The 13,923-nt window shown below is 61.5% G+C and carries 12 protein-coding genes; 7 read left to right on the top strand and 5 right to left on the bottom strand.

Translation table 11 applies throughout. The features are described 5' to 3' along the window. Positions 1–24: 24 nt before the first annotated feature. Positions 25–1,788 (top strand): phosphoenolpyruvate carboxykinase (GTP), encoded by a 1,764-nt coding sequence (locus N3C12_13205; GenBank protein MCX8073390.1) that lies wholly within the window; start codon positions 25–27, stop codon positions 1,786–1,788. 7 nt (positions 1,789–1,795) lie between these two features. On the opposite strand, the gene N3C12_13200 is transcribed toward N3C12_13205, so the two are convergent. Further along, positions 1,796–2,887 (bottom strand): DUF2878 family protein, encoded by a 1,092-nt coding sequence (locus N3C12_13200; GenBank protein MCX8073389.1) that lies wholly within the window; start codon positions 2,885–2,887, stop codon positions 1,796–1,798. 157 nt (positions 2,888–3,044) lie between these two features. Between N3C12_13200 and N3C12_13195 the strand changes: the two genes are divergently transcribed. Then, positions 3,045–4,136, top strand: coding sequence for a cyclopropane-fatty-acyl-phospholipid synthase family protein (locus tag N3C12_13195; GenBank protein MCX8073388.1), 1,092 nt, complete (start codon positions 3,045–3,047; stop codon positions 4,134–4,136). A gap of 1 nt (position 4,137) precedes the next feature. Here N3C12_13195 and N3C12_13190 read toward each other — a convergent pair whose 3' ends face one another. Continuing rightward, on the bottom strand, positions 4,138–4,953 hold the full coding sequence (locus tag N3C12_13190) for a DUF1295 domain-containing protein (GenBank protein ID MCX8073387.1): 816 nt from the start codon (positions 4,951–4,953) through the stop codon (positions 4,138–4,140). Between the two features lie 76 nt (positions 4,954–5,029). After that, positions 5,030–6,682: an acyl-CoA synthetase gene (locus N3C12_13185; protein ID MCX8073386.1), complete on the bottom strand. Its 1,653-nt coding sequence runs from the start codon at positions 6,680–6,682 to the stop codon at positions 5,030–5,032. A gap of 110 nt (positions 6,683–6,792) precedes the next feature. Between N3C12_13185 and N3C12_13180 the strand changes: the two genes are divergently transcribed. Then, complete coding sequence (locus tag N3C12_13180; protein MCX8073385.1) at positions 6,793–7,650, top strand: transglycosylase SLT domain-containing protein; 858 nt, start codon at positions 6,793–6,795, stop codon at positions 7,648–7,650. On the opposite strand, the gene N3C12_13175 is transcribed toward N3C12_13180, so the two are convergent. Further along, the gene (locus N3C12_13175) at positions 7,647–8,660 is read right to left on the bottom strand and encodes a hydrogen peroxide-inducible genes activator (protein ID MCX8073384.1); all 1,014 of its coding nucleotides are present in this window, start codon (positions 8,658–8,660) and stop codon (positions 7,647–7,649) included. The two genes, N3C12_13180 and N3C12_13175, sit on opposite strands and share 4 nt — an antisense overlap. A gap of 49 nt (positions 8,661–8,709) precedes the next feature. Between N3C12_13175 and N3C12_13170 the strand changes: the two genes are divergently transcribed. The 4 genes from N3C12_13170 to wecB all read left to right on the top strand — a co-directional run bounded on the left by N3C12_13170 (position 8,710) and on the right by wecB (position 12,918). Continuing rightward, complete coding sequence (locus N3C12_13170) at positions 8,710–9,189, top strand: DNA starvation/stationary phase protection protein (protein ID MCX8073383.1); 480 nt, start codon at positions 8,710–8,712, stop codon at positions 9,187–9,189. Positions 9,190–9,289: 100 nt separating this feature from the next. Next, on the top strand, positions 9,290–10,306 hold the full coding sequence (locus N3C12_13165; protein MCX8073382.1) for a radical SAM protein: 1,017 nt from the start codon (positions 9,290–9,292) through the stop codon (positions 10,304–10,306). Positions 10,307–10,327: 21 nt separating this feature from the next. Next, the gene (locus tag N3C12_13160; protein MCX8073381.1) at positions 10,328–11,746 is read left to right on the top strand and encodes a sulfatase-like hydrolase/transferase; all 1,419 of its coding nucleotides are present in this window, start codon (positions 10,328–10,330) and stop codon (positions 11,744–11,746) included. After that, the gene (wecB, locus tag N3C12_13155) at positions 11,746–12,918 is read left to right on the top strand and encodes a UDP-N-acetylglucosamine 2-epimerase (non-hydrolyzing) (GenBank protein ID MCX8073380.1); all 1,173 of its coding nucleotides are present in this window, start codon (positions 11,746–11,748) and stop codon (positions 12,916–12,918) included. Before N3C12_13160 ends, wecB begins: the two co-directional genes overlap by 1 nt. Here the strand turns inward: wecB and N3C12_13150 are convergent. Then, positions 12,908–13,780, bottom strand: a complete 873-nt coding sequence (locus N3C12_13150; protein ID MCX8073379.1) for an OmpA family protein — start codon at positions 13,778–13,780, stop codon at positions 12,908–12,910. The two genes, wecB and N3C12_13150, sit on opposite strands and share 11 nt — an antisense overlap. Positions 13,781–13,923: the final 143 nt, after the last annotated feature.

Raw genomic sequence — 13,923 nt, 5'->3', positions numbered from 1 at the left:
ACGTCAGGGAGGGAGATCGCGCTCATGGCAACACCTTTGGAACAATGGGTGGAGAGGGTGGCGTCGCAAACGCAGCCCAAGAACATTGTTTGGTGTGACGGCTCGGAAGAGGAGTACGAACGACTCGTTCGGGAAATGCTCGATGATGGCACGCTCATCGAACTCAATCAGCAACTGTACCCCGGTTGCTACCTGCACCGCAGCCATCCCAGCGACGTTGCCCGCACAGAGCACCTAACGTTCGTCTGCACGGAGAAGAGGGAAGATGCGGGCCCAAACAACAATTGGATGCCACCGAAGGAAGCTAAGGAAAAAGTCGGTGCCCTCTTTAAGGGCTCGATGCGCGGACGGACGATGTATGTCTTGCCTTACCTCATGGGTCCACCCACGTCGCCCTACGCCCGGGTTGGAGTGGAGGTGACGGACAGCCCTTACGTCGCCGTGAGCATGCGAATCATGACGCGCATGGGCAAGGTGGCACTCGAACGCTTGGGGTCGTCGGAGGACTTTGTCAAAGGCCAGCACTCGCTCGGCGACCTGAACCCCGAGCGCCGCTTTATCCTCCACTTCCCGGAAGAGCGGGATATTTGGTCCATCGGTTCCGGCTACGGTGGGAACGCACTTTTGGGGAAGAAGTGCTTCGCCCTGCGCATTGCCAGTTACATGGCGCGCTTCGAGGGCTGGATGGCGGAGCATATGCTGATTGTCGGAGTCGAGGAACCCAATGGCCGGATTACGTACCTCACTGGCGCCTTCCCCTCGGCGTGTGGCAAGACCAATTTGGCGATGCTGGTTCCACCGCCCCGTTACAAAGGGTACCGGGTGTGGACGGTGGGTGAGGACATTGCCTGGATGCACATCGACGAACAACGCCAGCTCCGCGCCATCAACCCTGAGGCAGGCTTCTTTGGGGTGGCTCCGGGAACGAATTGGAAAACAAATCCAAACGTGATGAAGACGATCCAGCGCAACACGATTTTCACAAACGTTGCGCTTCGGCGGGACGGCACCCCGTATTGGGAAGGCTTGGAAGAAAACCCTCCGGCAGAGTGTTTAGATTGGCAAGGCCGGCCGTGGACGCCGCAGAGTGAAACCAAAGCAGCACACCCGAATTCTCGTTTCACCACGCCGGCCCGGCAGTGTCCCTCGATGTCGCCGTATTGGGAGGCCCCCGAAGGTGTGCCGATTTCTGCAATTCTGTTTGGAGGGCGGCGCGCGTCGTTAATTCCACTCGTGTTCGAGGCGTTCAATTGGCAGCATGGCGTTTTTCTGGGTTCGGTCTTGTCGTCGGAAACAACGGCCGCGCAGAGTGGAGCCGTCGGTGTGGTGCGGCGGGATCCCATGGCCATGCTTCCCTTTTGCGGGGACAACATGGGCGACTACTTCGCGCATTGGCTGCGCATGGGAGAGCGTATGGCGGAGCCACCCCGGATTTTCCGGGTCAATTGGTTCCGCCGCGACGAGCATGGCAACTTCTTGTGGCCCGGTTTCGGGGAAAACCTGCGGGTCTTGCAGTGGATCATTGCTCGAGTGCACGGCGAGGTCGACGCGCAAGAAACCCCAATTGGTTACGTGCCGAGGGTCAAAGATATCGACCTAGACGGCATAGATGTCAGCCGCGACACACTGCGTAACCTCCTCGCGGTGGATCGCTTGGGCTGGTTGGAAAATGCCGGTGCCCAGGCGGAATTTTTGAAGCAGTTCGGGGACCGCTTGCCTCGCGAAATCTGGGAGGAGAACGAGAAGCTGATCCGGCGCCTGCAGAATCCTGCAGTTGCTCGGGCGTGAACGAGTCTCAGCGGCTACCCGAGGACGAGGACACGCTAAGCGGGTTCCCAAGCAGAGCTTTTCTTAAGTCCAAGCTGATCGGGTCGTTTCCGAGCCATATGGTAAAGTAGGCGGACGCGAAGTCGGCGCCAGGAATCCGTGCCTTGAGCACGTTGTTGAGCGTCAGCTCTGTGCCGATTCCGGGAATGTAGGTGAGGGCATAACGGTCACCCGGACGCACCGCCTCGTATGCTTTGTGCAACTCGTCCGCGCGTCCGCGAACTGCCTTTAGTTGGTCTTCCGGGAGGTTTTTCTGGAGAAATTCGTCCGCTGCCTTGGCGAAGGATTCGGCGGGGATCGACCAGAAGTAGTGAATCTCTAAGCGCTTGGGTACATCGCCGAGAACCTCTCCGGGTGCGACGCCGGGCGCCACGTAGAGTGCCGCTGCATAGCCGTTGAAGATCACTCGGTAGCGCAACACCCCGGCACCGAGAAGCGTGAGACGAACACCGTGCACGGTGACCTCCTCAGGGAACGCCACCCCGCCGACGGTACGCTCTCGTGCGAAGCTCGGTGTGCACACGCTGAGAATCCCGACGAGCGCTGCCGCCCGCCGGAACGCCATCCGCCCGCGGGAGAAAACTGCAGCCATGAGTAAGGCCCAAACGCTCGCTAGCACTGAGAGATGGAAGGCTTGCGGTGTATGGAGCTCTGCCGCACCGAGGCGAACGGCAGCAGCGTAGCTGGCTGGTCCAGCGATTGCCCCAAGCGAGGCCGCGAAGAGTGGCTGGCCTCGAAGCCACCCCAAACTGCTGTTCAGGGTGGTGGCAAAGTTGGCCCACAAGAGGCTGATCCATAGCGGGCAAAGCATGCCACTGTAGCCAACCGGTGTATACACTCCAGCGCGGATCAGCATCGAGTCGATGGCAGTCCCAACGATGGTGAGGATGAGGATTCGCCGGAGCTCGTGCCGCCGGCTCGCGTGAATCAGGACTTGAGATGCGATGAGTAGAACCGCCACCGCATTGCTGATCGGAGAGAATCCGCGGGCCGCGCCGAGCACGAGCAGACACCACACTGCATACGCCGACATTCCGTTCCAGAGAACCTGCCAACCCACGCGGCTACTCCTATCCTGCAGTGTGCAACAAGCATATCCGTACCATCCTTCGGTAACGAGAAAAGTCCCGGACGTTCGGAACGTCCCTCTCGTAAGCCGGGGCCCTTGGATCAAACCCCTTTTCGGGCAAACTGGTGGTGAAGGAGACCTGGTGATGATTGCGACTCTCGTTCGCTTGGCAGAGCGCGGGTATTTACCTGATGCCGTTGTTCGTCGAGGCATCCGCTTGATGCTGTTGCAGCGTCTGCGCGAGCAGGCTCGCCTGGAATCCAGCAGCGACGATGATGATCCGCGCGCGGGGTTCGACGAATTCGTTCGGGCCTTACAAGCGAGTCCGATCGCGCTTTGCCCCGAAAAGGCCAACGAACAGCACTACGAGCTGCCGCCGGAGTTTTTTGTGCACGTGCTTGGACCGCGACTGAAATACAGTTGCTGTTACTGGCCACGTGGCGTTCGCTCGCTTGCGGAAGCCGAGGAGGCGATGCTGCAACTGACCGCGCAGCGAGCCGGTCTTCGCGACGGCCAGCGCGTGCTGGATCTCGGCTGTGGCTGGGGCTCCTTCACGCTGTGGGCGGCAGAGCGGTACCCAAAATCGGTGTTCCATGCTGTGTCGAACTCAGCCGCGCAACGAACCTTCATCGAGGCGAGAGCGCGCGAGCGAGGGCTGAAAAACGTCCACCCACTCACCGCCGACGTGAATGACTTCGATCCGGACACCACCTTCGACCGGGTGGTTTCGATCGAGATGTTCGAACACTTGCGGAATTACCCGCGGATCCTTGCGCGCATCGCGAAGTGGCTGCGCCCGCACGGGGAGTTGTTCGTCCACATCTTCGTGCATCGACAGTACGCCTATTCCTACAGTACCGACGGAGCCACCAATTGGATGGGGCGCTATTTTTTCACTGGCGGGTCGATGCCATCCGATGACCTTTTACCGCGATTTCAAAGGGACTTGGTTTTAACCGATCACTGGCGATTGCGCGGCGTGCACTATCAGCGCACGGCTGAAGCGTGGCGGGAGCGTCTGGAGCAAAGTCGGGCGGAGATCCTCGGCATCTTCTCGCGTACCTATGGCGCTCATTCGGCCGTACTTTGGTACAATCGCTGGCGGTTGTTTTTCCTTGCCTGTGAGGAAATGTTTGGCTTTCGGCAGGGCAGGGAGTGGTGGGTGTCGCACTACCGGTTCGACCGCCGACAGGCGATCGGCGTAGCATCCGTACAGGGGAGGATGCCTGCCGTCGCCTAAGTCAAGCGTCGTGAATGGGGAGTGGGCCTGAGGGTTCTTGTTTAGGGGGCCATGGCAGGAAGGCGCTTGTGGTGCGGATGTAAGCCTCGTATTCCGGGTTGCGCTGGCGCAGAGCCGATTCCAAGAGGGGAACGCCCGAAACGCGAAGCAAGAGGTAGGTCATGAGCAGGGGACTGAAGACGCTCCACCAAGCTCCACTTGTGAATGCGAAAAGATAGAGGCTCCACCAGACAAGTGCTTCGCCAAAATAGTTCGGGTGGCGGGAGTAGCGCCACAGTCCACTGCGCAACACTTTGCCAGCGTTCTCAGGCTGAGACTTGAATCGTGCAAGTTGCCAGTCGGCGACCGTCTCGAACGAAAGGCCCACAAGGAACAGAAGTGCCGCAATCGTGTCGAGGCACGTCCAGGAAGGCTCGCCACGCGAAAACACTGCGTACAAGGGCATCGCAATCAGCCAGAGCAGCGTTGCTTGGAGGAGAAACACCGTAAACAAACTCACCCACCAGAAGCGTCCGCCCCACAATTTCCGCATGGCCGCATAGCGGTGGTCTTCGGGCTTTCCCCAATTCCGCCAAGCGAGGTAAGCGGCGAGTCGCACGCTCCACAGGCTAACGGCGGTAAGCACCGCTGTAGTCTTCGCAGTGAGTCCTCCGCCGGATGACATCCAGTAGAACAGCGCAAGCATGAGGAAGCCCAGGCTCCAAAAGACGTCCACAATGCTTGCCTTCTTCCGCCAGAGGCTCACGACCCATAGCAGGAAGAAGACACCTAGGAGAATACCGGCGCCTCTAATGAGAGGATGATCCCCAAAGACCATGCACTGATGATCTCAACACATCTGCTGCGCGAGTCCAGACCCGCAGGGAGCCCAGGACCTGACTGCGTGGTGAGCACTAGTTCGCAGCCAATGTTGTGCCGGATTCGAGCGTGCTGGCGCGGGCAATCGCGGCTTCCGGACGCAACGCGCGGCGCAAGGTCTTGCCATTGCGCGTGCGTGGGAAGTCGCTCACCACGTAGACGACCTTCGGTGCCTTGTAAGCTGCGAGGTGTTGATGGGCGAAGCGCAAGACGTCTTGGGCGGTGGTCCGACTCCCAGGTCGCAAGATCACGTACGAGACCACAAGGCGCTTATCGCTGCTCACGTCTTCTCCAGTCGTCGCAGCATCCAGCACATCGGGGTGTTCCTTGAGCACACGGTCGACCTCGAAGGGCGACACCCGGTAACCAAAGGATTTGATCAGGTCGTCGCGCCGACCGAGGAACCAAATGTATCCGTCGGCATCTCTCCGGGCGTAATCGCCGGTGAGGAACCAGTCTCCCCGGAAGCACTGCTTCATCTCTTCCGGCCGGTTCCAGTAGCGCAGCATCAGTGCAGGATCCGAGCGAGGAATGCACAGCATCCCTTCTTCGCCGACATCGCACTCTCGAAGGGTGTCAGGGTCCAGAATACGAATTTCGTGGCCCGGTTGGATAAAGCCCGCCGACCCCGGGCGGAGCGGCCGCTTCGGTGTTTGACAGATGTAGTAGGAACACTCCGTCATGCCGAGACCCTCGTAAATCGGCATGCCGAACCGTTCTTCCCAACGACGCAACAACTCGCTGGAGAGTTGTTCCCCAGCCGACATGCAGTGGCGCAAGCTCGGAACGTCTTTCCCCGTTGCCGACGTGCGTTCGAGAATGTGGCGGTAGAGCGTCGGCACCCCGATGAAGGTCGTGGCACGATGCTTGGCAATGAGTGCAGGCCAAACCGGCCCATCCGAGCTCCCCTCGTGTACAATCGTGGTGTGCCCGCGGTAGAGCGGATCCATCATCCCGGTGCCGAGGACATAGGTCCAGTTGTACTTTCCGGAGTGCAGCACTCGTTCTCCGGCGGGCAAGAAGTTGAACCAGTACTCGGAGGAGGGCTGCTTCCCGAGGAGCACCCGGTGCGCGTGCAAGACGCCTTTCGGATAGCCCGTCGTGCCCGAGGTGTATACGAGGTAAGCAGGGTCCTCGCTGCGGGTACGCTCCGGAGCTTCCCAGCGTTGGATCTCTCGAAGTGCTGGCCCTAGGAGCTCGACAGCCCGGCCGCCAAGTTCCCGTGCCGGTAAGCGGTCCCCGACCACCAGCGCCCACCGTAAGTGGGGGCTATGGGACGCGAGTGCTCGGAGCAAAGGCCAGGATTCCACATCGGTAATCACACCGACCGCGCCGGAGTCCTGCGCGAGAAAACGGATTTCTTCCTCGGTGAGGAGGATCGAGCTCGGGACGGGGATCGCCCCACGCTTGAGTGCCCCCAAAAACACCACCGCGTACTCGATGCAATTTGGTAGGCGAATCAAAATGCGGTCTTCCCGCTGGACCCCGAATTCGCGCAGCAACTGCGCCATGCGGCTGGTGCTCTCGGACAGCTCCGCAAAGGTGAGGCACTGCACGCCTCGGCGGTCATCATCGACGATCACTGCCGGAGTGTCGCCTCTCGGGCCCCCGGCATGAGCATCCGTACACGCGACACCGATGTTGAAATATTCGGGGATATCCCAATGCCAGTCCGGAAAGGTCTGCACGAGGGCCCCGCATAGCGTAGGCCGCGCCGCCTGACTACGGGACGGGCCGTTCGTGCTGCCGCACGTCGTTCGGCCTTGCCCGCTGCAAGAAAACGCGCCATGTTGCTGGCGTGCCGTGGTCGAACTACCGCTCCGTTTGGTTTCCATTTGTCGTGGGGAACGTGGCTGCCGGGGCGCTCGCTTGGGTGCTATGGCCCCGGTTGCTGCTCACACGAAATCCGCCTGTTCCTGACGACTTTAGGCAGCCTCGGGAGCTCAGTCGCGGGGGCCCGTCGGCAGCGGGCGCTGCGCCGCGCTGGGTCATCGGTCTGGACGGCTGGCAGATCGCGGTTGAGGGTGCCGAGCTTGCGCTGCTTCCCCCGAGCGCGTTCCGCGGTGAGCAGCGCCAGCACCAGGAGCAGTGGGTCGATCCAGGACTATCCCCCTACGACCAGTGGATCGTTTCCTATGCCCACTCGGCCGGACTGGACTGGGAGCTCATTGCCGCCATCATTGCAGAGGAATCTGGTTTTGACGCTGGTGCTGTAAGCGAGCGCGGAGCCGTCGGGCTCATGCAAGTGCGGCCGGTAGCAGCAGCGCAGGTGGGTGAAGCCGAATTTGCGGACCCCGAAAGCAACATCCGAACAGGGGTGCGTTACTTAGTGCATCTCAACGAATTGTTTGCCGACGTCGTAACGGCCGAGCGGCTGCCCTTTGTCCTAGCGGCCTACAACATGGGTCCGGCCCATGTGCGGGACGCGCAAGAGTTGGCTCGCCGGCTCGGCTTCGACCCCCGCCGTTGGCAAGGGCACGTCGCCCGGGTGTTGCCTTTGCTTGAAGAGGAACCGTTTTACCGGACGCTGCCCGCCGGCTACGCGCAAGGGCGCAGGGTTCTCGAGTACGTTGCTCGAGTGCTCGCACGCTACGACGAACTCGTTAGGAGCGGCAAGGGCCAAGGATTGCCCGCGGGCCTGGGTCACGCTGGCTAACGCGCTTGCTTGGCGGCGGGTGCTGCCTCGGGCTGCGGGGCTGCGCTGCTCCGCATCGAACCCATGCCCCCACGCAGCGCTTGCTCGCGAATGAAGTGACCGAGCGTCACAACGGCCTCTGCGCGCGGGTAACTCCGCCGCCACACGATGCCAATTCTCCGGAATGCATGCTCCCCAATGAGCGGCCGTACCACGGTGCCCGGATCCCGCAGCCGGGGAACTGCAAGCTCCGGGATCAATGTGCACCCGTAGCCAGCGCTGACCAAATGGCGCAGAGTCTCGAGGCTTGAGGCGCGGAAGTCCGCGGTCGCCTCTGGCTGGCTCTTTCCGCACACCGCCAGCGTTTGTTCTCGCAAGCAGTGCCCCTCGGCCAAAAGCAACACTGGTTGGTGTTCTAGCTCGTCTTCAGAAACCGTTTTGCGCCGCGCCAGCGGGTGCCGCCGGGGGGCCAGGACCCAAAACGGCTCCTCGAACAGTTCTAACGCCTCCAAGCCTTCTTCCTCTACCGGCAAGGCAAGCAGTGCAGCATCGAGCCGGTGGGCGAGCAACTCGTCGACAAGCGCGGCGGTGAGTTGCTCGACGACTGCAAGGCGAAGCTGAGGGAGTTTCTTTTGTAGCGGCCCTAAGAGCTGAGGGAGCAGGTACGGACCGAGTGTGGGGATGACCCCGAGGTGAAACTCCCCCGATAGGGGATCGCTCTGCCCACGCGCAACGTCGCCAATCGCCTGCACGTGCTCCAAAATCACACGAGCATGCGCCACTACCTGGTGACCCACTGCCGTAAGGCGGGCGCATCGCGGGTCGCGCTCGACCAGTTGCACGCCCAGATTGTTCTCGAGCTTTTTGAGCTGCGTGCTCAGCGTGGGCTGCGTGACGAAGCACTTCGCGGCCGCCCTCCCAAAGTGGCCCGTATCGGCGAGGGCAACAAGGTAGCGGAGTTCGGTAAGGGTGACGGCGGTCAAATCCATAGTTTTTGCCAATGGGCAAAATCTAAAGAAAACAATTGCCATCGCAATCGTTCGGCTTACATTGCCCACCTAGCGAAAGGAGGGTGAGACTATGAAGTTGAACATTGGCTTGAGCGACGCCCAGCGGGAAGCGGTGTGCAAGATCTTGTCTGCGCTTCTGGCCGACGAGTTTGTGTTGTACACCAAGGCGCGCAACTACCACTGGAACGTCGTCGGCCCGCAGTTTCACGATCTGCACAAACTCTTCGAAGAGGAATACGAAGAGCTGGACGATATCGTGGACGAGGTTGCTGAGCGGATCCGAGCCCTCGGTGGAGTGGCTCCCGGCACCTTGGAGGAGTTCCGCAAGGCCACGCGGTTGCGAGAGGAACCGGGAAAGGTTCCGCCCGCCCGTGACATGGTGCGCCAACTGGCCGAGGATCATGAGGCAATTATCCGTCAGCTCCGGCAGGACATTCCTACTACCCAAGACCAGCACGGGGACGCCGGCACTGCGGACTTCCTGACCGGCCTGATGGAGCGCCACGAGAAGCGCGCGTGGATGCTGCGGGCCACCGCCTCCGAGGCGTAACGAGCACCGCTCCCGTGGAGATCGCCCTTGGGCCACGGCCTCGATGGCGGTGGCCCAAGGCGCATTTCCAAGCGGCTGCAGCGTGTGATACGGTGGCCCCATGAGCCGCTTCTGGGGTCGGATCCGCAAGCGTTTGAACTTTCTGCTCGTCAAGGCAGAGATGAAGCTCGGGCGCGAGCGCTTGTGGTCCTACCCGTACCTGCTTTGCGTGGACGTTACCAACAAGTGCAACCTCCATTGCCCGTTTTGCCCGACTGGGCGCGGTGAGCAGGGCGGCCGGGGGCGGGGGTATATGGATTTCGACACCTTCCGGCACATCATCGATGAGCTGGGCCCTTATGCCTACTCGGTAGAGCTCTTTAACTGGGGAGAACCGTTTTTTGCGAAGGATCTGCCGGCGATGATTGCCTACGCGGAGGAGCGTGGTGTGCCCACGATTATCTCGAGTAACTTGAGCTTCCCCTTGGAGAACAGCCGGGTAGAGGCGATCGTCGATGCGGGCTTGTCGTATCTCACGGCTTCCATCGATGGGGCAGATCAGGAGAGCTACCAAGTGTATCGGCGCGGTGGCCGGTTCGATCTGGCCATCACTAACGTGAAAAAGTTCATTGCGGCAAAAAAACGAACTGCACGCTCGAAGCCATATATCACCTGGCAGTATCTGATCTTCGCCCACAACGAACCCCACATTGAGAAAGCGCGGGCCCTCGCTCGGGAAATCGGCGTCGACCACTTCTCTGCCGTCGGGGGCCTTTACGAGGACCCTGCCTGGGCACCAAAGGGAAAATACTCTTTTGACTACCTCGACATTCGCCCGAACCGCTGCGTGTGGCTGTGGGAGAAAGCCGTCTTCCACTGGGATGGCGGGTTTGCCTCCTGCTGTTCCGGTTTCCACAAGAAAGACGACTTCGACTCGTACCGCCCAGGTGCCTTTCGCCAAATGTGGAATAACGAGAAGTTCGTCGCGGCGCGGCGCATCTGGACACGCCCAGACTCCCCTTTGCCGGCAGAGCATTTTTGCTCCGACTGCGATAAAGTCCGCCTGTTTCGCGGCCTCCCGCTGCGCAGTGGCCCGGCAAAAGCTGCCGCAGCCACGGCGAATGTGGCAAACGGCTGAGTGCCGAGCCGCGCGTTTGTCATGCGGGGGTTGTGGAGTGCAGCCGGCCTTGGGGCCATTCTGACGGTTGCCGCCGCCTCTGGCTGGCTCGTGGCTCGAGCCGCGCAAAAACCGAGTGTGGTCCTGGTCTCCTTGGGGGCGGTTCGTGCGGATGTTCTGCAACCATGGGCGCCGGCTGCGGCTGTAGCCGGAGACGGTCCCGTTGCTCCGACGCTGGCGCACCTGTGCGACGTGGGGATTTGCTTCACCCAAGCTTACAGCAACGCACCGTACGCGCGCGCAGCGGCTGCGACCGCGCTTACTGGTGGCCTGGCTGCGGAGCATGGTGTTCGTGGGCCGCTGGACCGCCTGGCGTCTGCGCGGCCACAACTTGCCGAGCTGTTTGCCACCAGCGGTTACGACACGGGCGCCGTTGCCGGAAGTTACGAGGTCGACCGGGTGTTCGGCTTCCGCGGCTTCTCGCAGTTCGACGACCGCTTTTACCAGCCCATCGTGGACTCCGCGCGGGACCCGCTACCGATCCCGTCGCTGGTCTTTCACGATTGGAGCTTCGCCCTCAGTTCACGGCTTTCCAAACTCACGGCCAACGCGCGAAAGCCAGATTCTACAACCACGGACTCCGCTTTGGCCTTCCTGGCAATGCATCGGCAACGCCCCTTTTTCCTCTGGGTTCACTACTTCGGCGCCAGTCCCTTGGGCTCCTTGGAGGGGCAGGTGGTTCTCCCCCCCGAGCGGTATGCGGAGCGCGTGCGGCAACTCGATCGAGAGCTGAAACGCTTGGTCGAGGGCTTGGTGGAGTTGGACCTAGACCGCCGCGTTTGGCTATTTGTGTACGGCGATGCGGGTTTTGCCTTGTTCGAACACGGAGAGCACGGGGTGGCCGCGAGTCTTTACGAGTCCTCGGTGCGCGTGCCGTTGGTTGTCGTTCCCCCGCGAGAGCAGCTCCCCACCCGCGGCAGGCGGCGTGTGGACACGCCAGTGTCCTTGTTGGACTTGGCACCGACGATAACGGAAGTGGTGGAGTTGCCAGTGCAGGTTGCTTGGCCCGTGGGTGGGTTTGCCCGCTTGCTCCAATCACCGACCGCAAGCCTAGACGCTGACCGGCCCATTCCGCTTGAGAATTATGCGCCGCGAGCCATTCCTGGAACCGGAGTTCGAGCGAGGGAAAACCTGGAGGAAAAGGAGGCAGGAGGGATGGAGCGCATGCGCGGTGTGAGGCGTCAAGGTTGGAAGTACTTGGTTACAGAAAGCCTCGCACCATTTGCTGCGCGGGTTGCGGAGTTTCCACCCGCGACCGGGCGGAACGATAAGAAACGGGAAGAGCTCTACGATCTGCGCAGCGACCCAATGGAACGGAACAACCTTGCGAGCCAAGAGACCAAGGTTTGTGCTGAACTCAACCGCCTGCTCCCCGCGGTGCCGTCCGAGAGGTTACCCTGATGTCGAAGCCGAACCTGCCGAGTGTAGGCGGCAAGGTTTTGCTCGTCTTTGGTACGCGGCCGGAAGCCATTAAGCTTGCTCCGGTGATCGAGGCGCTGCGCGGGCGGGTGGACTTACGCGTGTGTGTCACCGCACAGCATCGCACGATGTTGGATCAGGTACTCTCCGTATTCCGCATCGTCCCGGATATCGACCTTGACCTGATGAAACCGGATCAAGACTTGTACGAACTCACCGCTGCTGCCACGCGGGCCTTAAAACCGGTGATGCAGTCGGAACGGCCGCAACTGGTCGTGGTGCAAGGAGACACCACAACGACCTTTGCAGCAGCACTCGCAGCCTTTTACGCGCAGATAGCGGTGGCTCACGTAGAGGCAGGACTGCGCACCTATGACAAACGCCGGCCGTTCCCCGAAGAGATCAATCGGCGCCTCACCACTGCCTTGGCCGATTGGCATTTCGCTCCCACGCCGTGGGCGCGCGCCAACTTACTGCGGGAAGGCGTGCAGGAAGAGCGGATCTTCGTCACCGGTAACACGGGGGTCGATGCGCTTCTGGGCGTGGCCCGACGGTTGGACCGGGGTGAACTCGCCGCCGGACTACCGGAAGAACTCATCCACCGCCTTACTGGATCCAAGGTCGTTCTGGTCACGGGGCATCGGCGCGAAAGCTTTGGCGAAGGTTTCGAACGGATCTGCCGCGCGCTGCGTGAGCTGGTGGAACGCGAGCCTGAAGTGGTCGTCGTGTACCCCGTGCATTTGAACCCCCACGTGCGGGAACCCGTGTTCCGCTGGCTCGGAAACCATCCCCGAATCGTGCTGCTCGAGCCGCTCGAATACGTGCCGTTTGTCGCCTTAATGCGGCGGGCCGATGTGATCCTCACTGACTCAGGCGGAATTCAAGAAGAGGCGCCGTCGCTGCCGAAGCCGGTGTTGGTCATGCGCGAGAAAACCGAGCGACCTGAGGGAGTGGAAGCTGGTGTGGCTCGCCTAGTTGGCACCGACCCCCAGCAAATCGTCGCTTCGGTGCAGGATCTCCTTCACGACGCGGCTGCGTACGGAGCGATGACGGCGCGCAGGAACCCGTACGGCGACGGCCATGCCGCAGCGCGGATTGCGCACCTGATCGAGCAAATTTTGTCCGGCGTGCCTACGCCCGTGCTCAAGGGCTAGACGGCTCGGCGGGAGCGGAAGGCGGTTCGGCGGGAGGCGTCGGGCTAGGCTTTGGCACTGGCGCTCCTTCAGTTGCTGGCACCTCAGCCGGAGGTTCTGCTGCCGGCTCTGCAGGCGGCGCCGCCGGGCTGATGATGTGCAGCTCCACCCGGCGGTTTTGCGCCCGACCTTCCTCAGTGCTGTTGTCGGCAACCGGCCGGCTCTCGCCGTAGCCCACCACTTCCATGCGTTCCGGTGCAACCCCGCGGTTCACGAGATATCGGAACACCGCCTCAGCCCGGCGCACCGAAAGCTTCTCGTTGTATGCATCGGTACCGATCGCATCGGTGTGCCCTTCGATGGAGATGCGCACCTCAGGGTTCGCTCGGAGGATTTCCGCGGCCTCGTCCAACACCGGACGCGAGTCAGGTCGGATATCGCTCTTGTTGAAGTCGAAGTTCACGCCGCGCAGCACCAGTCGTCGGGCCCAAGGCGGGGGCAGCTCTTCTGGTGACGGTGTTGGGGGAGGCGGTGGCGGTGGAGGTGGCGGTACGATTTCCTCGTCTAGGAAGTAATGCCCGAGCAAGCCACACACGGCAGCTCCGACCACGGCACCAATCAGCGCCCCTTTCCAATAGTCAGCATCGTCTTTTACGCGTTTGAACGAGACGACATTCCCTTCGGCGTCCCGCACCACGGCGGTGGACGTGCCGCGCCGTGCTTCTTGAATGCCTACGCCCGCTCCCGCCCCCGCAACGCCGCACAGAGCTGCAGGGATCCAAGTCCCCTTGCCCCAAGGCTTGTTGAATGTGCGTTGTGCTGCGCAGCCTTGCCACACAACAGCACCAACCAACACAACCGTCAGCAATGCCCGCGATCTCATCCTATTCCCTTCTTCCTCTGCTCCACTAGAAGAGCAACCGACTCCCTCAGTGTCATTCTCCCCGGCCCGTACCACGAGGCGAGGGCGGAAGCAAAATTGGCAAACTTGTAAGCTGGTGGCACAGCACAGGTCAAGCGATTTTC

Source organism: Candidatus Binatia bacterium (assembly GCA_026415395.1).
In the GTDB taxonomy this organism is placed as follows: domain Bacteria; phylum Desulfobacterota; class Binatia; order HRBIN30; family HRBIN30; genus HRBIN30.
The sequence above is the reverse complement of the archived record's forward strand: the minus strand, read 5'-3'. Positions and strand labels throughout refer to the sequence as shown.

Bases quoted from the DNA above. Each gene is read 5' to 3' on its own strand.
- N3C12_13205 (MCX8073390.1), top strand. From the start codon at position 25: ATGGCAACACCTTTGGAACAATGGGTGGAGAGGGTGGCGTCGCAAACG.
- N3C12_13190 (MCX8073387.1), bottom strand. From the start codon at position 4,953: ATGGTCTTTGGGGATCATCCTCTCATTAGAGGCGCCGGTATTCTCCTA.
- N3C12_13175 (MCX8073384.1), bottom strand. From the start codon at position 8,660: ATGGCAATTGTTTTCTTTAGATTTTGCCCATTGGCAAAAACTATGGAT.
- N3C12_13170 (MCX8073383.1), top strand. From the start codon at position 8,710: ATGAAGTTGAACATTGGCTTGAGCGACGCCCAGCGGGAAGCGGTGTGC.
- N3C12_13165 (MCX8073382.1), top strand. From the start codon at position 9,290: ATGAGCCGCTTCTGGGGTCGGATCCGCAAGCGTTTGAACTTTCTGCTC.
- N3C12_13160 (MCX8073381.1), top strand. From the start codon at position 10,328: ATGCGGGGGTTGTGGAGTGCAGCCGGCCTTGGGGCCATTCTGACGGTT.
- wecB (MCX8073380.1), top strand. From the start codon at position 11,746: ATGTCGAAGCCGAACCTGCCGAGTGTAGGCGGCAAGGTTTTGCTCGTC.
- N3C12_13150 (MCX8073379.1), bottom strand. From the start codon at position 13,780: ATGAGATCGCGGGCATTGCTGACGGTTGTGTTGGTTGGTGCTGTTGTG.